General features: G+C 66.5%; 25 protein-coding genes and 1 pseudogene. 17 read left to right on the forward strand and 9 right to left on the reverse strand.

Annotated features, from left to right (window positions below):
• Positions 1-32: 32 nt before the first annotated feature.
• From LSI54_RS06505 to LSI54_RS06515, 3 genes are read right to left on the reverse strand one after another with little or no spacing between them, the layout of a single operon-like run.
• The gene (locus LSI54_RS06505; protein WP_241477985.1) at positions 33-1,862 is read right to left on the reverse strand and encodes a PP2C family protein-serine/threonine phosphatase; all 1,830 of its coding nucleotides are present in this window, start codon (positions 1,860-1,862) and stop codon (positions 33-35) included.
• A 3-nt stretch (positions 1,863-1,865) separates the two neighbouring features.
• Positions 1,866-2,366, reverse strand: coding sequence for an FHA domain-containing protein FhaB/FipA (locus LSI54_RS06510; RefSeq protein WP_241477986.1), 501 nt, complete (start codon positions 2,364-2,366; stop codon positions 1,866-1,868).
• 13 nt (positions 2,367-2,379) lie between these two features.
• Positions 2,380-3,171: an FhaA domain-containing protein gene (locus tag LSI54_RS06515; protein WP_241477987.1), complete on the reverse strand. Its 792-nt coding sequence runs from the start codon at positions 3,169-3,171 to the stop codon at positions 2,380-2,382.
• A gap of 259 nt (positions 3,172-3,430) precedes the next feature.
• Here LSI54_RS06515 and LSI54_RS06520 point away from each other — a divergent pair, with 259 nt between their 5' ends.
• From LSI54_RS06520 to LSI54_RS06545, 6 genes are all read left to right on the forward strand, one after another.
• A complete protein-coding gene (locus tag LSI54_RS06520) occupies positions 3,431-4,801 on the forward strand; it encodes an ABC transporter substrate-binding protein (protein ID WP_241477988.1) in 1,371 nt (456 codons plus the stop codon).
• Between the two features lie 2 nt (positions 4,802-4,803).
• Complete coding sequence (locus LSI54_RS06525) at positions 4,804-5,808, forward strand: carbohydrate ABC transporter permease (protein ID WP_241465653.1); 1,005 nt, start codon at positions 4,804-4,806, stop codon at positions 5,806-5,808.
• Positions 5,805-6,782, forward strand: a complete 978-nt coding sequence (locus tag LSI54_RS06530) for a carbohydrate ABC transporter permease (protein WP_241477989.1) — start codon at positions 5,805-5,807, stop codon at positions 6,780-6,782. Before LSI54_RS06525 ends, LSI54_RS06530 begins: the two co-directional genes overlap by 4 nt.
• The gene (locus LSI54_RS06535) at positions 6,779-8,224 is read left to right on the forward strand and encodes a GH1 family beta-glucosidase (RefSeq protein WP_241465651.1); all 1,446 of its coding nucleotides are present in this window, start codon (positions 6,779-6,781) and stop codon (positions 8,222-8,224) included. Before LSI54_RS06530 ends, LSI54_RS06535 begins: the two co-directional genes overlap by 4 nt.
• A 46-nt stretch (positions 8,225-8,270) precedes the next feature.
• A complete protein-coding gene (locus tag LSI54_RS06540) occupies positions 8,271-9,275 on the forward strand; it encodes a LacI family DNA-binding transcriptional regulator (protein ID WP_241465650.1) in 1,005 nt (334 codons plus the stop codon).
• Positions 9,276-9,398: 123 nt separating this feature from the next.
• Positions 9,399-9,932, forward strand: coding sequence for a YceI family protein (locus LSI54_RS06545; RefSeq protein ID WP_241470819.1), 534 nt, complete (start codon positions 9,399-9,401; stop codon positions 9,930-9,932).
• A gap of 174 nt (positions 9,933-10,106) precedes the next feature.
• Here LSI54_RS06545 and LSI54_RS06550 read toward each other — a convergent pair whose 3' ends face one another.
• On the reverse strand, positions 10,107-10,706 hold the full coding sequence (locus LSI54_RS06550; RefSeq protein WP_241470820.1) for a TetR/AcrR family transcriptional regulator: 600 nt from the start codon (positions 10,704-10,706) through the stop codon (positions 10,107-10,109).
• 370 nt (positions 10,707-11,076) lie between these two features.
• Between LSI54_RS06550 and LSI54_RS06555 the strand changes: the two genes are divergently transcribed.
• The 11 genes and pseudogenes from LSI54_RS06555 to LSI54_RS12995 all read left to right on the forward strand — a co-directional run bounded on the left by LSI54_RS06555 (position 11,077) and on the right by LSI54_RS12995 (position 20,548).
• Positions 11,077-11,292, forward strand: a complete 216-nt coding sequence (locus LSI54_RS06555) for a Flp family type IVb pilin (protein ID WP_241470821.1) — start codon at positions 11,077-11,079, stop codon at positions 11,290-11,292.
• Between the two features lie 145 nt (positions 11,293-11,437).
• Positions 11,438-11,542 (forward strand): annotated as a pseudogene (locus tag LSI54_RS13170) (TadE/TadG family type IV pilus assembly protein); the annotation flags it as partial.
• Between the two features lie 15 nt (positions 11,543-11,557).
• Complete coding sequence (locus LSI54_RS06565) at positions 11,558-11,806, forward strand: hypothetical protein (RefSeq protein ID WP_241478049.1); 249 nt, start codon at positions 11,558-11,560, stop codon at positions 11,804-11,806.
• A complete protein-coding gene (locus LSI54_RS06570) occupies positions 11,794-12,807 on the forward strand; it encodes a TadE/TadG family type IV pilus assembly protein (RefSeq protein WP_241470823.1) in 1,014 nt (337 codons plus the stop codon). The genes LSI54_RS06565 and LSI54_RS06570 overlap by 13 nt, the downstream gene beginning before the upstream one ends.
• A gap of 7 nt (positions 12,808-12,814) precedes the next feature.
• On the forward strand, positions 12,815-13,531 hold the full coding sequence (cpaB, locus tag LSI54_RS06575) for a Flp pilus assembly protein CpaB (RefSeq protein WP_241470824.1): 717 nt from the start codon (positions 12,815-12,817) through the stop codon (positions 13,529-13,531).
• Positions 13,528-14,715 carry an AAA family ATPase gene (locus tag LSI54_RS06580; RefSeq protein ID WP_241470825.1) on the forward strand — a complete coding sequence of 396 codons (1,188 nt, stop codon included), beginning with the start codon at positions 13,528-13,530 and terminating at the stop codon, positions 14,713-14,715. The genes cpaB and LSI54_RS06580 overlap by 4 nt, the downstream gene beginning before the upstream one ends.
• Entirely contained in the window at positions 14,712-16,199 is a 1,488-nt protein-coding gene (locus tag LSI54_RS06585) for a CpaF family protein (protein WP_241470826.1), read from the forward strand. The genes LSI54_RS06580 and LSI54_RS06585 overlap by 4 nt, the downstream gene beginning before the upstream one ends.
• Complete coding sequence (locus LSI54_RS06590; RefSeq protein WP_241470827.1) at positions 16,196-17,149, forward strand: type II secretion system F family protein; 954 nt, start codon at positions 16,196-16,198, stop codon at positions 17,147-17,149. The genes LSI54_RS06585 and LSI54_RS06590 overlap by 4 nt, the downstream gene beginning before the upstream one ends.
• A gap of 5 nt (positions 17,150-17,154) precedes the next feature.
• The gene (locus LSI54_RS06595; protein ID WP_241470828.1) at positions 17,155-18,054 is read left to right on the forward strand and encodes a type II secretion system F family protein; all 900 of its coding nucleotides are present in this window, start codon (positions 17,155-17,157) and stop codon (positions 18,052-18,054) included.
• Positions 18,055-18,068: 14 nt separating this feature from the next.
• The gene (locus LSI54_RS06600; RefSeq protein ID WP_241470829.1) at positions 18,069-18,698 is read left to right on the forward strand and encodes a prepilin peptidase; all 630 of its coding nucleotides are present in this window, start codon (positions 18,069-18,071) and stop codon (positions 18,696-18,698) included.
• A 353-nt stretch (positions 18,699-19,051) separates the two neighbouring features.
• Positions 19,052-20,548 carry an ice-binding family protein gene (locus tag LSI54_RS12995; RefSeq protein ID WP_342357804.1) on the forward strand — a complete coding sequence of 499 codons (1,497 nt, stop codon included), beginning with the start codon at positions 19,052-19,054 and terminating at the stop codon, positions 20,546-20,548.
• Positions 20,549-20,674: 126 nt separating this feature from the next.
• Here the strand turns inward: LSI54_RS12995 and LSI54_RS06615 are convergent, their stop codons facing one another.
• The 5 genes from LSI54_RS06615 to LSI54_RS06635 all read right to left on the reverse strand — a co-directional run bounded on the left by LSI54_RS06615 (position 20,675) and on the right by LSI54_RS06635 (position 26,648).
• On the reverse strand, positions 20,675-21,676 hold the full coding sequence (locus tag LSI54_RS06615) for a sugar phosphate isomerase/epimerase family protein (protein ID WP_241470830.1): 1,002 nt from the start codon (positions 21,674-21,676) through the stop codon (positions 20,675-20,677).
• Positions 21,677-21,681: 5 nt separating this feature from the next.
• A complete protein-coding gene (locus LSI54_RS06620; protein WP_241470831.1) occupies positions 21,682-22,932 on the reverse strand; it encodes a Gfo/Idh/MocA family protein in 1,251 nt (416 codons plus the stop codon).
• 9 nt (positions 22,933-22,941) lie between these two features.
• The gene (locus LSI54_RS06625) at positions 22,942-23,997 is read right to left on the reverse strand and encodes a substrate-binding domain-containing protein (protein WP_241465636.1); all 1,056 of its coding nucleotides are present in this window, start codon (positions 23,995-23,997) and stop codon (positions 22,942-22,944) included.
• 66 nt (positions 23,998-24,063) lie between these two features.
• Positions 24,064-25,131: an ABC transporter permease gene (locus LSI54_RS06630; protein ID WP_241470832.1), complete on the reverse strand. Its 1,068-nt coding sequence runs from the start codon at positions 25,129-25,131 to the stop codon at positions 24,064-24,066.
• Complete coding sequence (locus tag LSI54_RS06635) at positions 25,128-26,648, reverse strand: sugar ABC transporter ATP-binding protein (protein ID WP_241465634.1); 1,521 nt, start codon at positions 26,646-26,648, stop codon at positions 25,128-25,130. The genes LSI54_RS06630 and LSI54_RS06635 overlap by 4 nt, the downstream gene beginning before the upstream one ends.
• Between the last annotated feature and the right edge of the window lie 22 nt (positions 26,649-26,670).

The following is a 26,670-nucleotide window of genomic DNA, read 5'->3' on the forward strand; positions in this document are numbered from 1 at the left end:
GCGGGGCTTGTACACCTGCTGAGATGCTGCGTTCACTGGTCACCTCCCTGATTCTCGGCTGGCTGGTCCTGGGCTGGCTGATCCTCCGCGGGATCCTCGGCCGTCTCATCGGCGGGCTCGTCGGCCTCATCCTCCCCCGGTTCGTCCTCCGGGCCGGGTTCGTCCTGCTCGGCATTGGCGATGGCCATGGCGCGCAGCTGGCTGACGATGTGTTCCGCGTGATCACGGTCGTCGGCGGCGATGCCTCGCTCGATCCGCTCCTGGTGGTACTGGGTGAGGTCTCCCAGGGCGATATCGGCGTGTTCGTCGACCTCGGAGAGCCTGATCGGCCCCAGGGACTGGGAGACGCCGCTGTAGATGGCGACCTCGCCCTGGTCCTCTCCGACGTAGTACTGGGTCTGGGTCCAGACGTACCCCAGGAAGGTGACGACGGCGACCAGCACGGCCAACAGCGCCACAAAGGTGGGCAGGAACCAGGAGCTGCGTCGTCGAGTCGTCTCCAACGCGTCGAGCTCCTCCTCATCGAGGACCAGCTCCTCCTCCTGGATGCTCTCGGGCTCCTCGGCGAGTCCGGCGCCGGCCCGGTGCGGCCCGTCGTCACTGGGGGCCTGCGCCGCGGATGAGTCCGGATCACGTGGAGCTGGCTGATCGGCGGAGGGGTCAGCGGATTCGGGGTCGGCCGTGCCAGCGGGGTCAGCGAGGTCGGAGGCACCGACGGCGGCGCCTGAGTCAGCTCCGGTCTCGTCTGCTTCGCCGCTGGCCGCGGCAGGGTCGTGCGGATGCTCCTCGAGCAGCTCGGAGTAGGTGTGGCGCACGGGACGCAGCGGCTGGCCGGTGAGCAGCGAGGCCATCGGGTGCTCATCCACATTGCGCGCAACCACGGGAATCGTGCCGGTGTCGGCTGCCTTGTTGGCGGCGCCGACCAGCAGGTGCGGACGCGCTCCGAGCTTCTTGCGCACCATGGCGGCCGACAGCGGGGAGAGCGAGTCCTCGTCGTCGTGGGCGGAGAAGGCCTCGGAGTTGACCACCGGGACCACGTCGAGCTCCATGGTCGCGTCGGCTCCGCCGTAGTTGTGGGAGGCGGCGGCCACGGCGGCCTCGCTGAGCGGCAGTTCGTTGCTCGGTGCCAGGGCGGCCTCATCGGCCTCCACGACCTCCAGGCAGACCACTGTCACGTTGTCCGGGGCGCCTCCGCCGAGGGTCAGGTCGACAAGGTCATCGACGATCGACTCCAGGGTCTGGGTGGAGCGCAGCTTCTGTTCGATCAGCCGTTCGGAGACGACGGCGTTGAGCCCGTCTGAGCAGAGCAGCCAGCGCTCACCGGCCTCCAGCGGGAAGGAGGTGATGTCCAGCTCGGGTGAGGCATCGACATCGCCGAGCACGCGCATCAGCACGTTCTTGTGCGGGTGGTGCTCGGCCTGGTCTGGATCCAGCCGGCCTTCGTCGACCAGTCGCTGGACGAAGGTGTGGTCCTTGCTGACCTGCCGGAACCGTCCACGCTTGAGCCGGTAGGCGCGGGAGTCGCCGATGTGGGCGAACTGCAGCCGTTCCTGGGTGATCAGCAGCGAGGTGATGGTGGTGCCCATCCCGGCGAGCTTCGGGTTGGCCTTGACCAGCTTGTTCAAGAAGGAGTTCGCGGTCTGGATCTCATCCGGCAGCACCGTCTCGGGGTCCGCGAACCCGCGCGTGTCCAGGTGTGCGAGGTCCAGCACCGTGGAGGCGGAGGCGACGTCGCCGCCGGCGTGGCCGCCCATGCCGTCTGCGACCACGGCGAAATAGCGGCCCGCGTAGCCGGAGTCGTCGTTCTTGGAGCGCACGGCACCGGTGTCGGAGCGCGCTGCGAAGCGGAATACCAGAGCCACGGGCTAGGTCCTCAGCTCCAGGACGGTCTTGCCGATGCGGATCCGGTCCCCGGGCTCGACCGTGGAGGCGCGGGTCAGCTGCTCCTCACCGAGCCAGGTGCCGTTGGTGGAGCCCAGGTCCTCGAGGAACCAGCGGGAACCCTGGGGGAAGAGTCGGGCGTGCTTGCCGGAGGCGTAGTCGTCATCGAGCACCAGGGTGCATTCCTGTGCCCGGCCCATCATGATCGAGGCTGAGCCGAGCGGGAGCTCGGTCCCGGCCAGGGGGCCCTCGCTGACCAGCAGGCGTCGGGGTCGCGGACGCGGAGTGGGGGCGCTGTGGTTGCTGCCGGCGGGGGCGGGGGGTCCGCTGCGCGGGGCCGGTGCAGCGTGTGGGGCGGCGGCTCGGGCCCGTGAGCGCTTGGAGATGGTCATGTCCCGGCCCTGCGCTCCGATGATCGAGAGGATCAGGATCCAGAGCAGCAGCAGCAGCCCGAACTGCAGCACCGTGACAGCGAGTTCACTCATGTGTAGGCGTCCTTCAGCTCTGGCGGAAGCGCAGGCGCGCGTTGCCGAGCGAGATCAGGGCGCCGTCGATGAGCTGCACCTTCGGCGTGTCACCGGTGAGCTGCTCGCCGTCCACATAGGAGCCGTTGGTGGAGCCCAGGTCACGGGCGTACCACGCGCCGCCGGAGCGGAAGAGCTCCAGGTGCTTGCGCGAGACCCCGGTGTCGGGAACGGTGACATCGGCCGAGGTGGAGCGCCCGATCACGGTGGAGTCCGGGCGCAGCGGGTAGGTCTGCTCCTCATACTCCAGGCTCGCCGTGGGCTGCGGGGCAGGGGCTGATGTCGGCGCGGGCGGAGGGGTGACCGTGGGCTGGGACATCGTGGCCGGAAGCGGGGCGGCGGCGCTGGGGCCGGCTGCCGGGGAGGACTGCTGGGGCGCGACGGGGCTGGCCAGCGGGTCCTTGTCGGTGCGCGACTCGATGCTGAGCTGACCGCGCTTGAGCTCGGTGTTCTTCACGAAGGTCGCCTTCACCGGGCCCAGCAGGGTGTATCCCTGGGATTCGGCGTGGCGCAGGATCTCCTCGCAGAGCTCCTCGGCCAGGGCGACGCCATATTTCTTGGCCTCGCTGAAGTCCTCACCGGCGAGCCGGACCTTGTACAGGTTCGGTGCCAGGTGCTGGCCCTCGGCGATGGTCTTGGACTCTCGGTCCATGTGGCGGCGTACGGCGGTGGCGATCTCCACGGGTCCGAGACTCCCTCCTCGTCCTGAGAAGGCACCGCGGACGGCCTTTTCGATGCCGTGTTCAAGCTTGTCTAGCAGTCCCACCGGCACCTCCTTCTACTGATGAATGTGTGCCCAGCCTTGAAACGGCTGCGTGCTGAACTGGGCAATAAGTCCAGAGTCTACTGTCTCACCCCTGCACCGTGCCGCCCAGTGGCTCCTCCCGCAGGGCCTCAATGGCGGGACGGGGCTGTGACCCTTGCCACAGTCTTACCAGGGGTGCTACTTTCTTCTCACCGTGAGAGCGCTCTCACAAGACGGCTTGGGGACTCGCTCGCACCTCATATCGAAGGAGATTTCTGTGATGAGGACTACTGATCACGCGGAGGAGAACACCTCCGCAGCCGCCCACCCGGGGCGTCGGCCAGGCTCGGCCCGAGGCGCGCATCGCCGCGCCCCTGTGCTGCGGGGCATCGCGCTCACCTCCGGCCTGGCGCTCGCCCTGACCGCCTGCGGAGGTGCCGCCGGCGGGGACGACGACGGCGGCGTGGCCGAGGGGGAGGACGTCAGCTTGAGCGTGACCACCTTCAACGAGTTCGGCTATGAGGAGCTCTTCACCGAGTACGAGGAGCTCAACGAGAACGTCACCATCGAGCACAACAAGATCGACACCGCAGAGAACGCCCGTGATTCGCTGCGCAACAGCCTCGGCGCCGGGCAGGGCGCCTCGGACATCGAGCCCCTGGAGGTGGACTGGCTCGCCGAGTTCAAGCAGTACCCGGACCGCTTCGAGGACCTCTCGGATCCCGAGGTCGAGGGCCGGTGGCTCGATTGGAAGTACGAGGATGCTCTGCTTGAGGACGGCAGCCTCATCGGCTACGGCACCGACAGCGGTCCGCAGGCCGTCTGTTACCGGGCGGACCTGTTCGAGGAGGCCGGGCTGCCCACCGACCGTGACGAGGTGGCCGACTTCCTCGGAGACACCTGGGAGGACTACTTCGCGGCCGGCCGGGAGTTCGTGGCTGAGTCCGACTCCGCCTGGTACTCCGGTTCCGACAACGTCTGGCAGGGCATGATCAACCAGGTCGAGGTGCCCTTCCAGGATGCGGAGGGCGAGGTCATCGCCGATACGAATCCCGAGGTGAAGGACCTCTACGACCAGCTGCTCGAGGCCTCGGTTCAGGACGAGCTCTCGGCGGGTCTGACCCAGTGGAGCGGCGACTGGTCTGACGCCTTCCAGCGCGAGGAGACCTTCGCCACCATGATGTGCCCGGGCTGGATGCTGGGCATCATCGAGGGCAACGCCGCGGAGGTCGAGGGCTGGGACATCGCCAACACCTTCCCGGGCGGCGGCGCCAACTGGGGCGGCTCATATCTGACCGTGCCGTCGCAGGGAGACAACGTCGAGGCGGCCAAGGAACTGGCAGCCTGGCTCACCGCTCCGGAGCAGCAGCTGAAGGCCTTCGAGGTTGTCAACGCGTTCCCATCCACGGCGGAGGCGCTGGAGTCCGAGGAGCTGCTCTCAGCCACCAATGAGTTCTTCAACGACGCTCCCACCGGCGAGATCCTGGCCGAACGCGCCGAGGCTGTGGAGACCCAGCCGCTGAAGGGCACCGAGTACCTGACCATCAATGTGGCGATCCAGGACGCGATCAACCGGGTCGACGTCGACGGCTCCGACGATCCGGAGTCCTCCTGGCAGAAGTTCGTCAACGACATGGAAGCCCTGCGCTGATCATGACCGCACCTTCAAGGGCCGAGGCCGCCGCCACGGGATCCCGTAGCGGCGGTCCGGCGGGCCGGACCGGGACCGGTCGCCGGAAGCCGCGCATCAGCTTCCGGCACCGGGCCTCGGCCTGGGACCGCCGGTATTCGCCCTACCTCTACATCAGTCCCTTCTTCCTGCTCTTCGCCGTGGTCGGGCTGTTCCCGCTGATCTACACCATCTGGGTCGCCGCCCACGACTGGGACCTGATCATGGGCCAGGGCGAATTCGTCGGCACGGACAACTTCGCGCACGTGCTGGGTCAGCGGGCCTTCTGGATCTCGCTGCGCAACACGCTCTCGATCTTCATCCTCTCCTCGGCCCCGCAGGTGGTGGCGGCAATCCTGATCGCCTACCTGCTCGACTACAACCTGCGCGCCAGAACCTTCTGGCGGATGGGCGTGCTGGTGCCCTATGTGGTCACGCCGGTGGCCGTGGCGCTGATCTTCTCCAACCTTTTCGGTGACCGGTTCGGGCTGGTGAACTCGATGCTCGAGACCGTGGGCATCGACGCCGTCGGCTGGCATTCGGGCGTGCTGCCCAGCCACCTGGCCATCGCCACCATGGTGAACTTCCGCTGGACCGGGTACAACGCACTGATCTTCCTGGCCGCCATGCAGGCTGTCCCGCGAGACCTCTATGAGGCGGCCGCGATCGACGGCGCGGGGAAGGTCCGTCAGTTCATCTCGGTGACCATCCCGAACCTGCGCCCGACCATCATCTTCGTGATCATCACCTCGACCATCGGCGGGCTTCAGATCTTCGACGAGCCGCGGATGTTCGACCAGTACGGCCGCGGCGGCGCCGACGGCCAGTGGCAGACCATGACTTTGTACCTCTACGAACTGGGCTGGACCCGGTCCGACTTCGGGCTCGCCTCCGCGGTGGCGGTGCTGCTGTTCCTGCTGATCGTGGCCATCGGGCTGGTCAACTTCGTCATCACCCGCCGCATCTCAAGCTCGGAGGTCAAGCGATGAGCGCGCTCGAAGAGAGGCCGCTGCCGATCATCCCGCGCACGGGACCCGCGACAGCGCCCAAGAACGACGACGACCCCTTCGGCCGCCGCGGGTCCGGATCCGGGGCAGGATCCCGACCTAAGGGACGCCGCCGCCGACGCGGAGGCTCCGGAGGGCCGGGCCGCGGACCGGGCTGGATCGTCTACGGGTGCCTGGCGGCGGTGATCCTGGGCAGCATGTTCCCACTGTGGTGGTCCTACCTGATCGGCAGCCACGACTCGACGATCCTCTCCCGGGACTCCTTCCCGCTGCTCCCGGGCGGAAACTTCCTGGACAACGCCGCCTCGGTGATCAACACCGTGCCCTTCTGGCGGGCGACGATGAACTCGATCATCGTCTCCACCGTCACTGCGGTCTCGGTGGTGTTCTTCTCCACCCTGGCCGGCTACGCCTTCGCGAAGCTGCGCTTCAAGGGTGCCGCGCCGCTGCTGGTCTTCGTGATCGCCACCATGGCGATCCCCACCCAGCTCGGCGTCGTTCCGCTCTACCAGGTGATGGCGCGGCTGGGCTGGATCGGGGAGCTGCAGGCCGTCATCGTGCCGGGCCTGGTGACGGCCTTCGGAGTGTTCTGGATGACCCAGTACCTGCGGCAGGCGATCCCCGATGAGCTCATCGAGGCCGCCACCGTGGACGGGTGTTCCATGATCCGCACCTTCTGGCACGTGGCCCTGCCGGCCGCGAAGCCGGCGGCGGCGATGCTGTTCCTCTTCACCTTCGTCCTGAACTGGACGAACTTCTTCTGGCCGTTCATCGTGCTGGGCCCGCAGAATCCCACCCTGCCCGTGGCGCTGCAGCAGCTGCAGGCGGCGCACTTCGTGGACTACTCGCTGGTGCTGGCCGGGGCCACCATGGCCACCATCCCGCTGCTCATCCTGTTCATCTTCACGGGCCGTCAGCTCGTATCCGGAATCATGCAAGGAGCCGTCAAGCAATGAGTTCTTCCCTCACCACCCAGGCAACCAGCGCACCGCGCACCGTGGCCTTCCCCGCCGACTTCCTCTTCGGCTCCGCCACCGCGGCCTACCAGGTCGAAGGTGCTGCCGCAGAAGGCGGCCGCGCCCCCTCGGTGTGGGACACCTTCGCCCACACCCCGGGGAAGGTCCACGCCGGGGACACCGGGGACGTCGCCTGCGACCACTTCCACCGCTTCCGTGACGACGTGGCGCTGATGAAGCGGCTGAACCTCAAGGTCTACCGGTTCTCGGTCAGCTGGTCCCGGGTGATGCCTGACGGGGTGACCGTCAACCCGGAGGGACTCAGGTTCTACTCGGATCTCGTCGATGAGCTGCTCGCCGCCGGGATCCTGCCCTGGCTCACGCAGTACCACTGGGATCTGCCCCAGGCACTGGAGGATCAGGGCGGGTGGACCAACCGCCGGACCGCTGAGCTCTTTGCTGACTACGCGGTGGTGCTGCACGAGGCGCTGGGCGATCGGGTCCGACACTGGACCACCCTGAACGAGCCGTGGTGTTCGGCCTTCCTGGGCTACGCCAACGGGCACCACGCGCCGGGGCGGACCTCCCCGGAGGACGCTCTGGCCGCGGCGCATCACCTGCTGCTCGGACACGGGCTCGCGGTGAGGCGGCTGCGTCGTCGTGATCCGCAGCTGGAGCTGGGGCTGACGCTGAACTTCACCGACTACCGGCCGGCGGATCCAGAGTCACCGGGAGATGTGGATGCCGCACGCCGGCTCGATGGCAGCTTCAACCGCTTCTTCGCTGGGGCGATCTTCGACGGGGCCTACCCGGAGGATGTGCTTGCCGACCAGGCAGGGCTCTGGCGCGAGGGGCTGGTCCAGCCGGGAGACCTGGAGATCATCTCGACGCCCATCGACGTGCTGGGGGTCAACTTCTACACCGGGGAGCTGCTCACCGGTGTAGAGCCCGAACGCGCCGCGCAGGCGGCGGCCACGGCGCGGGCGACGGGGGAGCCGAACCCGAACGTGGGCTCCGAACACGTCTCGGCGGTGCCGCGGGGACTGCCGGCCACCGCGATGGGATGGGAGGTCTTCCCGCAGGGACTGCATGATCTGCTGCTTCGGCTGCACCGCGAATACACCGGTCCCGCCGGGGTGGCGCTCTATGTCACCGAGAACGGCGCGGCCTACCCGGATGCGCCCGACGCCGCGGGCTTCGTCCAGGATGATCAGCGGCTCAGTTATATCCGAGAGCACCTCCATGCCGTGCATCAGGCTAGGGAGGCCGGTGCGGATGTGCGGGGATACTTCGTGTGGTCCCTGTTGGACAACTTCGAATGGGCCTTCGGCTATGACCGGCGCTTCGGGATCGTGCGGGTGGATTACGATACGCTCACGCGCACTCCGAAGGCCTCGGCGAACTGGTACGCACAGGTCGCGGCAACTGGTGTGGTGGACTGAGAGAAGCAACGACGCCGTGGTGACCACATCCGACGAAGGGGGACCGATGCCTGCTCGGCGACTGCCGACCCTGGAGGATGTGGCAGCCAGGGCAGGTGTTTCCCGCGCCACCGCCTCCCGGGCGGTGAACCTGGATCCACGGGTCCGCGCGCAGTCCCGGATCGCGGTGGAGGCGGCGGTGACCGAGCTCGGCTACCGCCCCAACCGGGCCGCGCGCTCGCTGGTGAACCAGGAGGTCGACTCGATCGCCGTCGTCGTGCCGGAGGCCGAGGACCGGGTCTTCGCGGATCCGTTCTTCGCCTCGATGCTCGCCTCGATCACCCAGCGGCTGGCGGATTCCCCGGTGCAGGTGCTGCTGGCCATGGGCCAGCCCGGGGGACGGCAGAAGATCGAGCGATATCTGCGCGGCGGCTACACCGACGGCGCGATCATCGTCTCGCACCACCGCGACGATGACCTGTCCGACGTGCTCCACGAGACGAAGCTGCCCGCGGTCTACGTCGGCCGGCCCTACGCCGGAGATGTCGGCATCCCCTGGGTGGATGTGGACAACCGCTCGGGTGCGGCGCTCGCGGCAGACCACCTGATCAGTCAGGGACGACGTCGACTGGCCACCATCGCCGGTCCGCAGGACATGGCAGCCGGGTCGGATCGATTGACTGGGTGGACCGAGGCGCTGCAGCGCGCGGGCCTGGACTCCGGCCTGGTCGAGTTCGGCGACTTCACCTCCGCCTCGGGTGCGGTGGCGATGGAGCGGCTGCTCGAGCGCGCTCCAGACCTCGACGCCGTCTTCGTGGCCTCGGATCTGATGGCGGTGGCCGCCATGCATGAGGTCCAGTCTCGAGGAATCGCCGTGCCGGAGCAGATCGCAGTCGTGGGATTCGACGACACGCACGCCGCACAGCTGACCCGCCCGCCGCTGACCACCGTGATCAACCCGGTGGGGGAGCTAGCCGGGCGTGCAGTGGACCTGCTGCTTCAGCTGATGCAGGGGGAGAACGTGGACCCTGTGGTGCTGCAGACCGCCATGGTCAAACGGACATCGGGATGACACTCAGGTGAACTTGCTTCAGTTTTGAAATAAAATGAGGCAGACTGCTGTTGTCCCCATTGACCAACCACGGTGGTTCTGCGCGTTCGGCGCGGGGCCGCAACCCTAAGAGGAGTCCCATTCATGGCACATCTGACCCCCGGCACCTGGAACCTTGATTCTTCGCACTCCGAGATCGGCATGACCGTGCGCCACGCCGGCATCTCCAAGGTGAGGGCCATCTTCGAAGAGGCCGAGGCCACCCTCGTCGTCTCCGAGGGTGATGAGGCGACTGTTGACGCGCACGTCAAGGCCGTGTCCTTCAACTCCAAGAGCCCCGACCGCGACGCCCACGTCCGCGGCGAGGACTTCCTGAACTCCGAGGCCCACCCCGAGCTGACCTTCGTGGCGAACAACATCGCCGCAAACGGTGAAGAGTTCGAGATCTCCGGCGACCTGACCATCCGCGGCGTCACCAAGCCGGTGACCTTCGAGGTCGAGTTCGGCGGTCAGGCGGTGGATCCCTTCGGCATGACACGTGCGGGCTTCTCGGCCAACACCGTGATCTCCCGCAAGGAGTTCGGCCTGACCTGGAACGCAGCCCTGGAAGCCGGCGGCGTGCTGGTCGGCGACAAGGTCTCGATCGACCTTGAGGCAGCCTTCGTCCTGGCTCAGTGATTCGATTCTGAGCCGATGCTCAGCGCATCGGCGATGAGGGCTCAGGCCCTCTGCTGAGAGAGGCCCGGTTCCGTGCCGGTGGGGTTGATCTCCATCGGTGCGGGGCCGGGCCCTTTTTGTATACAGGATCGTGCAAGTGCGTCCTGTTCGTGCGCGTGCGGGGAGCCGCGGCGCTCAGGCGGCCGCGGTCTGAGTCGTGGTGGCCACAACGGGCGGGTGCGGATAGCCGGCGGTGAGGATGTTGAAGGCGTCCTGGATGAGCGCCGGGAGCTCCTCATCCGGCAGGTTGTTCTGCGACCAGAGGGCCAGCGAGGTGACCATCGCCGAGACCGCACCTGAGGCGGCGAGCGAGGGATAGAGGTCCGTGCTGACATCGGTGCCGGAGTGCACGGCGATGCGCGCGCTCAGAAGCTCCACCAGCTCCACCTGCTGGGTGACGCGGAAGGGGCGCAGTGAGGGATTCTTCTCCTCCAGCTGTGCGAGCTGAGAGGCCCTCCGCAGCTGCTCGGGATGCTCGCGGGCGTACTCACTGAGCTGCTCGCAGAGCACCTTCAATGGTGGCTCGTCAGACTGCTCGCCTCCGCATTCATCCAGGACCTGCTCCGCGCCGATGCTGCCGGCTGCGAGCACGGCTTCCTCTTTGGAGGGGAAGTAGTTCGAGACCGTGCGCGGGGAGACGAAGGCTTCGCGCGCGATCTCATCGATGGTGACATCGTTGAGCCCTTTGGCCAAGGTCAGCTTCAATGCGGCCCCAGCGATTGCTTCTCTGGTCATCTGCTTCTTCAGCTCGCGTAGGCCCAGCCGTTCTTCATCCATTGTTCAATATTACCGCAGGTCTGCTGATTGAGATTCTTTGCATGAAGGGCAAAGTTCTTGAGAACTGTCCGACCGAAACTGCATGGCGCTCAACGCGGCGATATCTGTTGTCCGGCAATTCTGGGGTGAGGGCATCCACAATTTGTTTCCACATGTTCGACTGCCGCACTTATAAGCATGCACAAACTGCAAAGTCGCACAAGAAGAAGCTTGCGTTAACCGCAAAACGCTGTAATGATCAAGGCGGCACCTGATTCCTGAACGGGGGCGGGAGCCAAAGTCCCCAGAACCTTTTCTGGGCTTCCACTTTGATCAAAAGGAATCCGCCATGAATCGTGCATACGCGCTGGTCGCCACCCTCCAGTCCTTCATGACTGACCGCTTCGAAGGCCGCAAGGACCGCGGCGCCACCGCCGTGGAGTACGGGCTCCTCGTAGGGCTGATCGCTGTGGTGATCATTGCCGCTGTCATCCTGCTGGGCAACACGCTCGACGGTCTCTTCGGCAAGGTAAACACCGAGCTCACTAAAACCACCACTCCGTGATGAAGCTCGCTTCCCATATCTGATTGCCGGTGGAGCCCTTGAGAGGGCTTCACCGGCAGCTTCGGTTCCAGGAACTGTTGTACCTCCGGCTGCGTGGAAGGATCGAGACGTGAGAGCACGAGCGAATGATCGCGGTGCCTCGGCGGTGGAATTCGCCATCGTCGCTCCGATTCTTGTGTTCATGCTGCTAGGCATCATCGCCTTCGGTCACGCGTTTCACGTTCAATCCGCCCTATCGAACGCGGCGCGTGACGGGGTCCGGGTCATGGCATTGCAGGACACCTCCGGCGGCGCGGATCCGCGAACTGCCGCCCGCGACACCGTCATCGCCTCGGCAGCCCCCTCGGCGAACGTCTCCGCGGGGCAGATCAACATCACCCCCGCCACATGTGAGGCAGCCGGCACCTCAGGCCCCGGTACCGCCACGGTGACTATCAGCTACCCGATGCAGCTGCTCGGCGGCGTCGGATCGGTGACTCTCACCGGCAAGGGGACCATGCGATGCAACGGCTGAAGACCTTGTTCAAGTGGCGAAAGAACAACGATGACCGCGGGGCGTCGGCCGTCATCGTCGCGCTGATGATGGTGCCAATCATGATTCTGGCCGCGCTGGCCATCGATGTCGCAGCAATGCACGCGGACCGTCAGCAGTTGCAGACCGGCGCCGACTCCGGAGCTCTCGCGATCGCCCAGGACTGCGCGCGCGATGACTGTAGCACCACTGGCGCCACTGCGCAGAGCATGGCCGCTGCCAATCTCAATGCCGCCGGCGCTCTCGGTGAAGTTCACGCCCTGGACGAGACCGCCGGGGAAGTGAGGGTGCAGACCAGCACCGTCCGGGACCATTGGTTCGCCCCGATCATCGGGATCAACTCGACCCCGCTGCAGGCACAATCTGCTGCCCGCTGGGGATATCCCACCGGCGGCACCGCAGTTCTCCCGTTGACGTTTTCCTGGTGCGCTCTCACGGCTCAGGCGGGAATCACCGTACAGCGCGATCCCTCTTCTGGCGCAGTGATTGGGGTGGACATTCCCGAATCGACCCCAGACCGCACAATCAATTTCACTAAGTCCTCTGACACCAGCTGCACCGGTCCGTCCGGCAATGCCCTGCCCGGTGGGTTCGGCTGGCTGTCGCCTAGCGCGGAGAGCTGTGGCAAGACGGAATCCATCATCAACGGATGGGTTGGTTCAGATACCGGCAACAACGTTCCCTCTATCTGCAACGACGCTGAGTTTCGCAAGTGGATCGGGAAGACGGTGCTGCTTCCGATATTTGACCGAACCACCGGCACAGGGAACAACGGAGAATATCTGATCTATGGGTATGCGGCGTTCACACTGTCCGGGTATTACTTTGCCGGCCAGTACGGTCATCCGTCTCCAGCACCCTGTGGAGGCAATGAACGGTGCATCCGTGGAAGCTTCGACCGTTTCGTGGACCTGACCGAAGATTTCGACTACAGCCCCAGCGGTCCGCGCCTCGGCGCCGCCGTCGTCGCCCTGACCGAGTAAGGCTCACATGTCCCGTCGCGTCCTTGCCGCCCTTGCCGCCGTCGTCCTTGCTGCCCTGGCAGCCGTGTTGGTGATCAGCTACGTCAACCAGGCCGACGATCGTGCGATGGCGGACATGTCCCCCGAAACCGTCTTGGTGGTGACTGAAGCTGTTCCTGAGGGGACCCCCGTGGAAGAGATGGGGGAGTTCGTCGGCACCGATGAGGTGCCCTCCGCCGCCGTCGTCCCCGCTGGCATCGAGTCCCTCGAGGAGGTGGCAGGTCAGGTCACGATCGCGCCCTTGTACCCGGGAGAGCAGCTGATGGCCGGGCGCTTCGCCTCCCCTCAAGATCTGGAAGGGGCGAGAGACGTGGAGATCCCTTCAGGGTTCCACGAGATCACCGTCCAGCTTCCCGCCACTCGGGTCGTCGGGGGACAGCTGAATCCCGGGGACACTGTCGGGTTCTTCGTGAGTGCCTCCGATCCCCAAGAGACGCAATTGACTCTGCAGAAAGTCCTCGTCACGCGGGTGGACGGCGGAGTCACCGAGACGATCGAGGAGGACGGTACCGAGACCACCACCCCCGCCGCCGAGACCCTCATGGTGACCCTCGCCGTGGAGGCCAGCGATGCCACGCTGGTGGCTCACGCTGCGGAGTTCCACGGAGTCTGGCTCTCGCTGGAGCCTGAGGATGGGCCCGAAGATGACTCCGATTCCATTGAAGTCCAGGACGTGCTGCGATGATCCGCATCGCGGTGGCCGTCGCTGACTCCGACCTCGAACCCGCCTACGCGCAGGCCGCCGGGGGCGGGTACCTGTCCCTCCCGGTGCCGTATTCGGAGAACCCGGCAGATCTGCTCGGAAGGCTCAAGGGCGGCTCCGTTCCCGGTGTACTGGTGATGGACTCCCGGCGCGACCCCGATCTCTGCCTCGCATTGGCAGCTCGATTCCACACCGAACATCCGGACACCGTGGTGCTGCTGATCACCGATCAGCCCGAGGCCCTCGGCCTGCGGGCCATGCGTGCAGGAGTCACCGACCTGCTCGCCCCCGGTGCCGACCTGGAACAGGTGAGTCGAGCCCTCGCCGCTGCCAAAGAACAGGCCGACGCCCTCGCTGCCCGGCACGCCACCACCGAATCTCAGGGTCCCACCGGCCGGGTGATCACCGTCGTGGCCTCCAAGGGAGGCGTGGGCAAGACGACAGTGATGACCAACCTCGCGGTCGCGCTGGCTCAGGCCGTCCCGAACTCGACAGTGATCGTGGACCTGGACCTGCAGTTCGGCGATGTGGCCACGGCGCTGAACCTCTCCCCGGAGCATTTCCTGCCCGACGCGCTGCAGAGCGTGGCAAGCGGAGACACCATCGCACTGAAGACCCGGCTGACCCTGCACGAGACCGGGCTCTACGTGTTGCCGGCGCCGGCAGATCCGGCCGCCGCCGACGGCATCACCAGCGCCCAGATCAGTCAGCTCCTGCAGGTGCTGACCCAGGAGTTCCCGTACGTGGTGGTCGACACCTCCCCAGGTCTAGCGGATCACACGCTGGGGGCGCTGGATCACACCACCGATCCGCTGCTGCTCACTACGCTCAGCGTGCCCGCGCTCAGCGGACTGCGCAAGATCGTCGACACGCTCTCGGTGCTACAGATGTTCACCGAGCGGTATCACGTGGTGGTGAACCACGCCGACGCCGCGGACGGCGTCGCGCTGAGCGACGTGGTACAGACCCTCGGGGTCCCGGTTGGGACCGCGATCCCCAGGTCCAAAGGTGCACCTGCTTCGATCAACGTCGGCGTGCCGCTCATGCAGTCCCAGACGCGCGATCCGCTGGTCAGATCGCTGGCGACGCTGGCGAACAGGCTGCTCCCTGCGGGAGTCCAGCTCGACCGGCGGGGCCGGCTGCGCACGAAGGGGAAGAAGTCATGAGCCTCTCCGAACGGCTGAAGGCCGCGCAGGCGGGGTCCCCGCCACCGAAAGCCGAGGCAGCACCGGCAGCGCTGGACGCGGGTGGCCCCCCTCCCCTCCTCGACGCATCAACGGACACGCCTGCGCGCCCCGTCACGCGCCGGACCGCCGCCAGTGCCCGTGAGCGACCACCCGTGGCGGCGCGGTCGGATGAGCCCGACGACGCCCTCCGTCGGTTGAAGGACACCGCCGCCGCGACGCTGTTCCAACGCATCGGTGCCCGGCTCAACGACCCCTCCCTGGATGAGCGCCAGCTCCATGCTCTGGTGCGTGCCGAACTGAACGCCGTCATCGAGAAATCCGCCATCCCGCTCAGCACCGAGGAGCGCAAACGGCTCACCGCCGAGGTCCAGGACGACGTGCTCGGCTATGGTCCGCTGCAGCGGCTGCTCGATGACGAGACCGTCACCGAGGTGATGGTCAACGGACCGGACATGATCTACATCGAGAAGTCCGGCCAGCTGCAGCGCGCGGCCAGCCGATTCGCCTCCGAGGAACATCTGCGACTGGTCATCGAACGCATCGTCTCCCGCATCGGACGCCGGATCGATGAGTCCGCCCCGATGGTCGACGCCCGACTTCTGGACGGCTCCCGCGTCAATGCCGTGATCCCACCGCTGGCCTTCAACGGGTCCTCGCTGACCATCAGAAAGTTCAGCAAGGACCCCTTCAAGGTCCATGACCTGGTCCGCTTCGGCACGCTCAGCCCGGAGATGGCAGAACTCCTGGACGCCTGTGTCGCGGCCAAGCTCAACATCATCGTCTCCGGCGGCACCGGCTCCGGCAAGACCACCCTGCTCAACGTGCTCTCCTCCTTCATCCCCGACGGCGAACGGATCGTCACCATCGAAGATGCGGTCGAGCTCCAGCTCCAGCAGGACCACGTGGTCCGGCTGGAATCTCGGCCTCCCAATGTGGAGGGCAAGGGCGAGGTCAGCATCCGCGACCTGGTGCGCAACTCGCTGCGCATGCGACCGGACCGGATCGTGGTCGGCGAGGTCCGCGGTGGAGAGAGCCTCGACATGCTCCAGGCCATGAACACCGGCCACGACGGCTCCCTGTCCACCGTCCACGCCAACTCACCCCGCGATGCGATCGCCCGGCTGGAGACACTGGTCCTGATGGCAGGAATGGACCTTCCGCTGCGCGCCATCAGGGAACAGATCGCCTCAGCGGTGGACCTGATCGTGCAGCTCACCCGTCTTCGCGACGGCACCCGGCGGGTCACCGCGGTCACCGAGGTCCACGGCATGGAAGGCCAGACCGTCACCCTCCAGGACGTCTTTCTCTTCGACTACTCCGCCGGAGTCGACGACGGCGGGAAGTTCCTCGGCAAACCCATCTCCACCGGCATCCGCCCACGATTCACGGAACGCTTCGCTGACCTGGGCATCACCGTCTCCCCGGGCGTCTTCTCCCGGCCAGAGGCCAGGCCCGGACCATGATGGAGATCATTCTCGAGAACCTTCTGCCGACAATCGGAGTGCTCGCCGGCGCGATCGCAGTGGGCATCATCAGTTACCTGATGGTCTCGCCGGGCCCGGTGCGCGTGCCGGTAGAGCGCCGCCAACCTGGCCACGTGCCCATGCCCAGCGCCTTGGAGCGCGGCGCGGGAACCGCTACGGCGCTGGTGGAGCGGCTCATCCACCGCCGGGGAACCCCGGTGGGCGCCTCGACGCTGGAGCTCGCCGCGGTAAAGCTGCGACCCCAGGACTTCGTCTTTCTGGTCATCGTGGGCTCGGTGGTCGGTTTCGCCCTGGGCCTGGTGCTCAGCGGCGCGCTGGCTGCGTTCCTGTTCGCCGCCGCGGTGCCGTTGGGAGCGAAGATCCTGCTCGGGCTGCGGATCTCCAAGCGGCAGAAGCAGTTCGCCGACCAGCTCGATGACTCGCTGCAGCTGATGGCCTCGAATCTGCGCGCCGGGCACAGCCTGCCGCAAGCACTCTCCTCAGTCGCGAAGGAGGCAGAGAGCCCCACCTCCGATGAGTTCGTGCGCATCGTCAACGAGACCCGGGTGGGACGAGACCTCGGCGTCGCTCTGGACATGACCGCCGCGCGCATGGCCAGCGAGGACTTCTCCTGGATCACCCAGGCGATCGCGATCAACCGGGAGGTCGGCGGAAACCTCGCCGAGGTGCTCGACGGCGTGGCCAACACCATCCGACAGCGCAACGACATCAAGCGTCAAGTGGCTACCCTCAGCGCCGAGGGCCGACTCTCGGCACTGATCCTGATGGTGCTCCCGTTCGGCCTCGCCGGTTTCCTGCTGATGAGCAATCCCGGGTATCTCGCCCCCTTCACCGAGAGTGCGCTCGGCTATGGACTGATGATCCTCGGCGTGGTCATGCTCACCCTTGGCGGGCTCTGGCTGCGCAAGGTTGTGGAGATCAAGTTTTGAACGCCATGACCACGTCCGTCGCGCTTGCCACCGCGTGTGCCGCGCTCGCCGTGGGAATGGCGGTCTGGCTCATCTGGACGGCGGTGGATCCGACGCGACGCCAAGTCCGCGAGAACCTGCGGCGCACCGGAGTCACCCTGGTGGCGGCCCCAAACGGCCCGGGACCGAACGAAAGCAGCTTCTCACTCTCGTCGCTGGCCAGGAGGGTGACGCCCGAGGTCATCGTGAAGACCCTGGACCGACAGCACACCCTCGCCGGCCGTCCCGCCGCTTGGACGGTGGAGAAGCTGCTCACGCTCAAGCTCCTCTGGCTCCTGGCCGCAGGGGTGGTCAGCGCATTGACCCTTTTGTCTGGGCCCCCGCCACTCCTGGTGCTGATGACTCTAGGCGTGTCGATGGTCGGGTACTTCCTGCCGGAGCTGCTGCTCAACAGCGAGGGGACCAAACGTAACCAGCAGATCGAGCTGGAACTCGCCGACACCCTGGACCAGATGACCATCGCGGTCGAGGCCGGACTGGGATTCGACTCCGCCATGGCGCGCGCCGCGCAGAACGGCAAAGGTCCGCTGGCGAACGAGCTGGTCCGCACCCTTCAGGACATCCAGATGGGCAACTCGCGCAGGCAGGCCTTTGAGGCATTGACCGTGCGCACCACCGTCGTGGACCTGCGCCGGTTCGTCCGTGCCGTGATCCAGGCGGATGCCTACGGAGTCTCCATCGCGAGCGTCCTGCGGACCCAGGCGGATGAGATGCGGCTGAAGCGACGCCAGCGCGCTGAGGAGAAGGCCCAGAAGATTCCGGTGAAGGTGCTTGCTCCGTTGATGCTCTTCATCCTCCCGGTCATCTTCATCGTGGTCATGGGACCGGCCGCGATCAACATCGTCGAATCCTTCAGCGGCATGTGATGAGTGAACCCGTCATGATCCCTCTTCTGACCGCGTTGCTGGCCGCAGTGCTGGGTGGGCTGCTCACCCCGGCCCTGCGTCCGTTCCTCGAGGACGATTCCGAGCGGGTGGGGAGTCTTCTGCGTGTGCCTGTTGCGGTGCTTGCAGCGCTGGCCGGATTCGGTGCCGCGGGCGTCGCGGACAGTGCCGCGGAGCTGGTGGCCTTCGCGGCGGTCGGAGTCGGTTGCGCGCTGCTGGTGGTGACCGACCTGATGGTGCGTCGGCTGCCCGATGTCTTGGTGGCATGTACCGCTGTGGCACTGCTGGTGCCACTTGCGGTGGCGGCAGCTACCGCGGATGAATGGTCCACGTTCGGTCGGAGTCTGCTGGCGGCCGTGGTGCTCCTCGCCGGGTACTTGCTGCTGGCGCTGATCGCGCCGACCGGGCTGGGTCTCGGTGACGTGAAGTTCGCTTTTCTGGTCGGCGGATTCCTGGGCTGGTTCGGGTGGTCCCACGTGGCCGCTGGCACGGTACTGGGATTCACCATCAATGGGGTCATCGCGCTGGTGGTTTTGGTCAGCCGAAATGGAGGCCGGGACACGCAGATTCCCTTCGGCCCGTCGATGGCCCTCGGCGCAGTCTGCGCCGTGGCGCTGCTGCCGTAACTCGAACGGGCAGAGAAACGTTCTTAGGGCACAGGCGAACGAGAATTCTTCACCGATGACAGCGTCTTCGGTCGCCTCCAGGCAGTGCTCGCGCCGTTTTCCGCCTCCGCGGATTTGTGTTTTCTGCATCGTCATGCAAGGCAGAGAACCTGGTGATACTCACTCGGTATTTTCTACTGATGAATTACGTAGTACTTACTAGGCCGGCTAAAAATAGCATTTGCCACCATCACTGCACCTCAGAACGCGCCTGGTGAATCTTGCGAGGCATGGCGATGAAATTGGACTTGTGGATCTTCAGACTGCGCCGTAATCTCAGCGACAAGTGACCCAGATCGCCCAGATCTACATGGGTGAAAAATCTGTTGGAACTTGTGCGAACGACTAGGTTCGATCGGCACCAATTGCATTCCATTCCGGGGGGAAAAATGAATAATACGACCAGCTCGGCTCGATCTGCGCCAGCAGTCCAGCGGCCCGATTTCAGTACGCGGTTGAGAGTTGGGCTGAGCGCCCTGCTCGTCACTTTTGTTGTTATGGCGGTGGCTCTGTCGTTCTCGTCCGCTGCCTCTGCCGCCACCACTCCTGTAGTGCTTGGCACTGCCGGGTCCTATTCGGTGCTTGGTGGCCAGACCGTCACGAATACGGGCCCGACCATCCTGAGCGGGGACCTGGGAGTCAGCCCGGGCAACGCCATCACGGGCTTCCCCCCGGGGCTGGTCGGCGGAACGACTCACGCGGGCGATGCAGAGGCCCTTCAGGCTCAATCGGATCTCGTGACTGCCTATAACGACGTGGCCGGGCGCGCTCCGACTGCGAGCATCGCCGGCGATCTCGGCGGGCAGACCCTCGTTGACGGTGTCTACAATTCCACCGGGGCCATCGAACTCACCGGCACGCTGACGCTTGACGGCCAGGGGGATCCGAATTCGGTGTTCATCTTCCAGGTGGCGTCGAGCCTGATCACCGCAACGTCCAGCAATGTCTCACTGATCAACGGTGCACAAGCCTGCAACGTCTACTGGCAGGTCGGGAGCTCAGCGACCCTGGGAACCGGATCCACCTTCGTGGGTTCCATCTTGGCGCTCACCTCGATCAGCGCTACGACGGGCGCCACCGTGCAGGGCCGGGCCCTCGCTCGCAACGGCGCCGTGACCCTGGACTCCAACACTTTCACCACCACCAGCTGCGCCGTGGAGTCGACGGGAGAACCGACCGAGACTCCAGTTCCTACCGAGGAGCCCACCGAGACGCCAGCCACGACGGAGACTCCAGTTCCTTCCGAGGAGCCCACGGAGACTTCGGTCCCGACGGAGGAGCCGACCGCGGTCCCAGTCCCCACGGACGAACCCATTGAGGTGCCGGTTCCTGCTGAGGAGCCGACCGAGGTTGCGGTCCCGACCGAGGAGCGCACAGATGTTCCAGCCGCGACGGACGAGCCGACTGAGGTTGCGGTCTCAACCGAGGAACCCACTGAGGCTCCGGTTCCGACCGATGAGCCCACCGATTCGGCCGGGCCTACGAACACGGAGAGCCAGGAAGCTTCGGCATCACCTGTGGAATCCGATGCCCCGAGTGGATCGGATTCCCCAACCGCATCTGACACAACGGACGATGACGCGACAGAATCCGCTGCCCTGTCAGACTCAGACGACGCGACCATTGAGGCAGACGCATCGGCGGCTGACACGGACGACGACTCAGCCGAGGCGGCATCCGATTCCTCGGATCTGCCCTCTACCGGCATCGGGGCGCTGACCAGCGTGCTCGTCGGGCTGAGCGTGCTGCTCATCCTCGGAGGCGCCACACTGCTGATCATCAGGCGGCAGCGCTCGACCTCGAGCGACTAGTTCGATCCTGGGCCTGATCCAAGGTCCAGACAGCCGAAGGGCCCGAGCCTGACACCTGGTGGGTGCAATCACCAGGTGTCAGATCGGGCCCTTTGTCATGTCCTGGGCTGACGCGCCAGCCCCGCCTCAGGAGGAGGAGAACGCCGCATCGAACGCGGCATCCGAGGGTTCGAACGCATTGGCCCGCACGAACTCCAGGGCCTGGGGTGCTCCGATCAGCCGGTCCATCCCGGCGTCCTCCCACTCCACCGACAGCGGGCCGGTGTATCCGATCGCGTTGAGCATCCGGAAGGCGTCCTCCCAGGGCACATCGCCGCGGCCGGTGGAGATGAAGTCCCAGCCGCGCCGCGGATCAGCCCAGGCGAGATGCGAGGACAGCCGGCCATTGCGCCCGTTCAGCCGCTTCTTCGTGTCCTTGCAGTGCACGTGATAGATCCGGTCCTGGTAATCCCAGAGGAACGCCACCGAATCGATGTCCTGCCAGACCATATGGGAGGGATCCCAGTTCAGGCCGAACGCCTGCCGGTGCCCGATCGCCTCCAGTGCGCGCTGGGTCGTCCAATAGTCATAGGCGATCTCCGAAGGATGCACCTCATGGGCGAAGCGGACCCCCACCTCGTCGAAGACGTCGAGGATCGGGTTCCACCGGTCAGCGAAGTCCTGGTAGCCGGCCTCGACCAGCTCCGCGGAGACCGGAGGGAACATCGCCACATACTTCCAGCTCGCGGACCCGGTGAAGCCGGTCACCGTGTTGACCCCCAGCCGGGCCGCGGCCCGCGCCGTGTACTTCATCTCCTCGGCCGCCCGCTGCCGCACCCCCTCGGGGTCGCCGTCGCCCCAGATGTGATCCGGAAGGATGTCACGGTGCCGGGCGTCGATCGGGTCGTCGCAGACCGCCTGTCCCCGGAGGTGATTGGCGATCGTGTAGACCTTCAGCCCGTTCTTCTCCAGGATGTCAAGGCGATCCTTCACGTAGGCATCGTCTTCTGCGGCCCGCCGTGGGTCGAGGTGATCACCCCAGCAGGCGATCTCCAGGCCGTCGTAGCCCCATTCACCCGCGAGCCGGGCGACCTCCTCGAAGGGCAGGTCCGCCCATTGTCCGGTGAACAGCGTGACTGGTCGTGCCATGGTCTTCATCTCCGTTCGTGATCGTGGATCTCGGTCCATTGATGCGCGGCCCCGCTGGAGCGCTCCACCGCCTCCAGCACCCGCTGCACGTGGAGGCCATCCTCGAATGAGGGCCGCGGATCCTTCCCGGCAGCGATCCCGCGCACCAGATCCACCACCTGGTGGGTGAATCCATGCTCATAGCCCAGCCCGTGGCCGGCCGGCCACCAGGCTTCGAGATAAGGGTGCTCCGGTTCGGTGGCCATAATCCGGGTGAACCCTGCGGTCCGCGCCGGTTGCGTCGCATCGTAGTAGTGAAGGACGTTCATGTCCTCGAAGTCGAAGCTGACCGCCCCGCGAGACCCGGAAACCTCGATGCGCAGCGCATTCTTCCGACCCCAGGCGAACCGGGAGGCCTCCAGGATCACCGGGGCGCCCGAGCTCAGCCGAGCGGTGACCAGGGCGGCGTCGTCCACCGTGACCGGGCCCCTCGCGGCCGTGCCAGACGCTTCGGCGGAGGCTCCCGGCCCGCCACCGAGACCACCGCTGCCACCGCCGATCCCACCTGCGGCGACGGCGGCCGCAGCGGCGACCGGGCGTTCCGCGACTATGGTGTCGAGCATCCCGGAGACCCCGGCGAAACGCTGACCGGTGAGGAAACAGGTCAGGTCCACGATGTGGGCGCCGATGTCGCCCAACGCCCCGGACCCCGCGCGGGCCTTGTCCAACCTCCAGGACAGCGGCGCGGTCTCATCGCCGAGCCAGTCCTGCAGATATTGGGCCCGCACCTGGCGCACCTCACCGATCCGGCCCTCGGCGATCAGCTCCTGGGCCAGCTTCAGCGCCGGCACCCGGCGGTAGGTGAAACCGACCATCGCATGGATGCCCTGGGCTCGCGCTCGGTGGGCGGCGTCGTTCATCCGCTCTGCCTCCGCCACCGAGTTGGCCATCGGCTTCTCCACCAGCACGTGCTTGCCGGCCTCCAGCGCCGCCGCGGCGATCTCCGCGTGGGTGTCACCCGGGGTGCAGATGTCGATCAGATCCACATCCTTGCGCTCGAGCACCCGCCGCCAGTCGGTGGCGGACTCGACCCAGCCCAGCCGCTGCGCAGCCTGCTTGCTCCGCTGTGCATCCCGGCCGACGAGCACCCGCATCCGCGGCTCCATCGGAAGGTCGAAGAACCGTGAGGCGGACCTCCAGGCCTGGGAGTGGACCCGGCCCATGAAGGCGTGCCCGATCATGGCCACGCCCAGTCGTGGCTTCTCCAGCTCTGCCATCGCTGCCGCTCAGGATTCGAAGGCGTAGGGCAGGTACTGGTCCACGTTCTCGGCGGTGACCACGGGTGCGTAGAGCTGGATCTCGCGAGGGACCTCGATCTGCACCAGGTCGCCCAGGGCCCGGCCCTGGGCGAGCAGCCGAGCCAGCCGGACGCCGTCGGCGGCCTGGGTGGCGGGATAGATGACCGTCGCCTCGACCACGGAGTCCCCGGACTCGATCTCGCGCATCATGTTCGCGGAGCCTGCGCCGCCGACCATGAAGAACTCGTCGCGCCCGGCGTTCTCGATGGCGGCCAGGACGCCGACGCCCTGATCGTCGTCGTGGTTCCAGATCGCATCGATCTCGGGTGCGGCCTGGAGCAGGTTCGCGGTGGCGCTCTCGCCGCCGGCGACGGTGAAGTCCGCGGCGACCCGGTTGTCGACCTCGAGCCCGCAGTCACTGAGGGCCTGTTCGAACCCTTCGCTGCGGTCCTGAGTCAGTGGGAGCGAGTCGATGCCGGCGATCTCAGCGACCACCGCATCCTCCTGATCGCCGAGCTGTTCACAGATGTACTCTCCGGCGGAGACGCCCATGCCGTAGTTGTCCCCGAGGATCGTGGTGCGCGCGGCGAAGGGGCTGGAGAATTCGCGGTCGACGTTGACCACGGGGATCCCCGCCTCCATCGCTTCGGTGGCCACCTCGGTCAGCGCGGCGCCGTCGAAGGGCAGGACCACGATCGCGTCCACGCCGTCATTGATGAACTGCTCGATCTGGCTGATCTGCTGGTTGACGTCATCGGTGCCCTCGGAGACGCGCAGCTCGACGTCTTCGAACTCTTCCCCCTGGGACTGGGCGCCTTCGGTGATGGCGCCGATCCAGCCGTGTCCGGCGGCAGGGCCGGAGAACCCGATGACGACGTCTTCACCGGGCTCGGCGTTGTCGCCCGCAGGTTCAGCGGCGGCGGCCGCGGCGTCGTCGTCGCCGGACTCCGCCTCCACCGGGTCGTTGGAGAGGCAGCCGCTGACGAGCAGGGTGGCTGAGATGAGCGCAGCGGCCGAGAGGTACCGGCGTGGGGTGCGAGACATGATTCCTCCTGATGGAAGTTGATTCAGCTGTGCGAGTGGGTTGATTCAGGTGATGAGGTGCTCAGGTCACGTTCGACTGTGGCTGGAGAAGCGCTGCTGGAGCAGCACGGCACCGACGATGATCGCGCCGGTGACAAGCGCCTGGACGGACGAGTCGAGGTTGTTCTGCACGAAGACGTTGCGCAGCACCGCGAAGACCATGACTCCCAGGACGGTGCCGAAGATGGTGCCGCGGCCGCCTGCCAGCAGGGTGCCGCCGACGACGACGGCGGCGATGGCGTCCAGCTCATAGAGCAGGCCGTGGGTGGAGGAGCCCGAGGTGGTCCGGCTGAGCATCATCACCGCGGCGATGCCGGCGCAGAGCCCGGAGAGGGCGTAGACCATGACCAGGTGGCGCTTGACCTTGATGCCGGCCAGCCGGGCGGCCTCGGGGTTGCCGCCCACGGCGATGGTGCGGCGCCCGAAGGTGGTGCGGTTGAGCAGGAACCATCCAGCGGCGGCGACGATCAGGAACATCCAGACGATGATCGGGATGCCCAGCAGGTCTCCGCGGAAGGTGCTGGTGAAGCCCGGCACGGTGACGATCTGGGTCTGCCGTCCGGAGATCAGCTCGGCGAAGCCGCGGGCGGCGACGAGCATCGCCAGGGTCGCGATGAACGGGACCACCCGCCCGTAGGCGATGATCACGCCGTTGAGCAGTCCAGCCGCGGCGCCGACCGCCAGCGCGGTGAAGAACATCATCGACCAGTGGACGTCCATCGCGATGGCCTGGGTGCCCAGCGTGGTGGCCCAGACCGTGGCCAGTCCCATCACCGAGCCCACCGAGAGGTCGATGCCTCCGGATGTGATCACGAAGGTCACGCCGATGCAGATCACCCCGATCACCGCGGCCTGCTGCAGGATCACCATGAGGTTCGCCACGCTGAGGAAGCGATCGCCGCCGGTGACGACGCCCAGGACCACCAGTGCCGCCAGGGCGAGGATCAGGCCGAGGCTGTGTCCCAGGCTGAGGTTCGACCCGCCGACCGTCTTCGGTGCCTTCTCCTCGTCCGGGCTGAGGTCCCGGCTCGGGGGCTCCTCGCCGGCAGGAGTCTCCGCACCGGCGGGGGCGCCTGTTTCTTTCGTCTCACTCATCCGTGAGCTCCTTCCATCACAAGATCAAGCACCTGGTGTTCGTCGATGTCCCTGGTCGCTCCGGTGTGGACGACCCTGCCGTCAGCGACGACGAGGACTCGATCGGCGAGTCCCAGGACCTCCTCGATCTCGCTCGAGACCATCAGCACTGCCGTGCCCTGTCGGCTCAGCTCCCTGACCAGTCCGTAGATCTCGGCCCGGGCCCCGACGTCGACGCCGCGGGTGGGTTCGTCGAGCAGCAGCACGTCGCACCCATGCACGAGCCAGCGCGCGAGCATCGCCTTCTGCTGGTTTCCGCCGGAGAGGGTGCGGATGCTGCGTTGGACGTCGGCGGGGGAGAGGTGGAGCGCCTCGGCCTGTTCGCGGGCCGCGGTGCGTTCGGCGCGCTCGTTGAGCAGGCCGGATCGGGCGAAGCGGGCGAACGTGGAGAGGGTGATGTTGCGGTAGATCGGCTCGTCCAGGAGCAGGCCCTGACTCTTGCGCTCCTCCGGGGCGAGCCCCACCCCGTGGTTGACCGCATCGGCGATGGAGCCGCGGCGCAGCTTCTTGCCCTTGACCCGGACCTCGCCGGCGGTGGCGCGGCGGGCTCCGTAGATGGTCTCGAGGATCTCGGAGCGGCCCGCGCCCACCAGTCCGGCCAGTCCCACGACCTCACCGGGGCGGACGTCGAAGGAGACCGGCTCGAAGACTCCGTCGAGGCTGAGTCCGTCGACCTCGAGCAGCGGCTGATCGCTGGTGGCTCCGATCGCGGTGCCGCCGAAGTCGGAGATGACCTCGTGCCCGGTCATCAGCGCGATGAGCTCCCTGGTGGGGGTGTCCTCGACCTCGAGGCTGGTGGCCGCGGTGCGCCCGTCCTTGAGCACCGTGATCCGGTCTCCGATCCGGCGGATCTCCTCGAGACGATGTGAGATGTAGACCACGGCCACGCCTTCGTCCCGGAGAGCTCGCACCACTCGGAACAGGTTCTCCACCTCTTCGGGATCAAGCACCGCGGAGGGTTCGTCCATGATGATCAGCTGCGCGTCATGGGAGAGTGCCCGGGCCATCGAGACGATCTGCTTCCCCGCTGCGGGCAGACGTCCGACCTCGCGCTGGGCGGGGATCTCGGGGTGACCGAGGCGCCGGAGCAGGTCGCGGGTGCGCTCCAGGGCGGTGGCCCGACGCAGCACGCCCCCCGAGCTGAGCTCGTGACCGAGGAACACGTTCTCGGCGACGCTGAGACCGTCGACGACGTCGAGCTCCTGATACATCGTGGCTATGCCCAGTCGCAGCGCGGCCATCGTGGTGGGGATGGTGACCCGTTCACCCTTCCAGAGGATCTCGCCCTCGGTGGGCTGATGGGCGCCGGAGAGCACCTTGATGAGGGTCGACTTCCCGGCGCCGTTCTGACCGAGCAGGCAATGGACCTCACCGGCCCGGATGTCGAGATCGACGCCGTCGAGGGCCTTGGCGCCGGGGAAGTGCTTGATGATCCCTCGCATCCGGAGGAGCTCGGACCCACCATTTTGTGTGACCATGCTCACAAATTTAGAGGGCACT

This window comes from Nesterenkonia sp. AY15 (assembly GCF_022565855.1).
Lineage (GTDB): Bacteria > Actinomycetota > Actinomycetes > Actinomycetales > Micrococcaceae > Nesterenkonia.

Coding starts and splice junctions, on each gene's coding strand:
- LSI54_RS06510 (WP_241477986.1), bottom strand. CDS start 2,366: ATGAGTGAACTCGCTGTCACGGTGCTGCAGTTCGGGCTGCTGCTGCTG.
- cpaB (WP_241470824.1), top strand. CDS start 12,815: ATGTCCCGTCGCGTCCTTGCCGCCCTTGCCGCCGTCGTCCTTGCTGCC.
- LSI54_RS06625 (WP_241465636.1), bottom strand. CDS start 23,997: ATGTCTCGCACCCCACGCCGGTACCTCTCGGCCGCTGCGCTCATCTCA.
- LSI54_RS06590 (WP_241470827.1), top strand. CDS start 16,196: ATGATGGAGATCATTCTCGAGAACCTTCTGCCGACAATCGGAGTGCTC.
- LSI54_RS06550 (WP_241470820.1), bottom strand. CDS start 10,706: ATGACCAGAGAAGCAATCGCTGGGGCCGCATTGAAGCTGACCTTGGCC.
- LSI54_RS06525 (WP_241465653.1), top strand. CDS start 4,804: ATGACCGCACCTTCAAGGGCCGAGGCCGCCGCCACGGGATCCCGTAGC.
- LSI54_RS06535 (WP_241465651.1), top strand. CDS start 6,779: ATGAGTTCTTCCCTCACCACCCAGGCAACCAGCGCACCGCGCACCGTG.
- LSI54_RS06615 (WP_241470830.1), bottom strand. CDS start 21,676: ATGGCACGACCAGTCACGCTGTTCACCGGACAATGGGCGGACCTGCCC.
- LSI54_RS06565 (WP_241478049.1), top strand. CDS start 11,558: ATGGCATTGCAGGACACCTCCGGCGGCGCGGATCCGCGAACTGCCGCC.
- LSI54_RS06580 (WP_241470825.1), top strand. CDS start 13,528: ATGATCCGCATCGCGGTGGCCGTCGCTGACTCCGACCTCGAACCCGCC.
- LSI54_RS06595 (WP_241470828.1), top strand. CDS start 17,155: ATGACCACGTCCGTCGCGCTTGCCACCGCGTGTGCCGCGCTCGCCGTG.
- LSI54_RS06585 (WP_241470826.1), top strand. CDS start 14,712: ATGAGCCTCTCCGAACGGCTGAAGGCCGCGCAGGCGGGGTCCCCGCCA.
- LSI54_RS06630 (WP_241470832.1), bottom strand. CDS start 25,131: ATGAGTGAGACGAAAGAAACAGGCGCCCCCGCCGGTGCGGAGACTCCT.
- LSI54_RS06570 (WP_241470823.1), top strand. CDS start 11,794: ATGCAACGGCTGAAGACCTTGTTCAAGTGGCGAAAGAACAACGATGAC.
- LSI54_RS06600 (WP_241470829.1), top strand. CDS start 18,069: ATGATCCCTCTTCTGACCGCGTTGCTGGCCGCAGTGCTGGGTGGGCTG.
- LSI54_RS06545 (WP_241470819.1), top strand. CDS start 9,399: ATGGCACATCTGACCCCCGGCACCTGGAACCTTGATTCTTCGCACTCC.
- LSI54_RS06520 (WP_241477988.1), top strand. CDS start 3,431: ATGAGGACTACTGATCACGCGGAGGAGAACACCTCCGCAGCCGCCCAC.
- LSI54_RS06540 (WP_241465650.1), top strand. CDS start 8,271: ATGCCTGCTCGGCGACTGCCGACCCTGGAGGATGTGGCAGCCAGGGCA.
- LSI54_RS06635 (WP_241465634.1), bottom strand. CDS start 26,648: ATGGTCACACAAAATGGTGGGTCCGAGCTCCTCCGGATGCGAGGGATC.
- LSI54_RS06530 (WP_241477989.1), top strand. CDS start 5,805: ATGAGCGCGCTCGAAGAGAGGCCGCTGCCGATCATCCCGCGCACGGGA.
- LSI54_RS06620 (WP_241470831.1), bottom strand. CDS start 22,932: ATGGCAGAGCTGGAGAAGCCACGACTGGGCGTGGCCATGATCGGGCAC.
- LSI54_RS06555 (WP_241470821.1), top strand. CDS start 11,077: ATGAATCGTGCATACGCGCTGGTCGCCACCCTCCAGTCCTTCATGACT.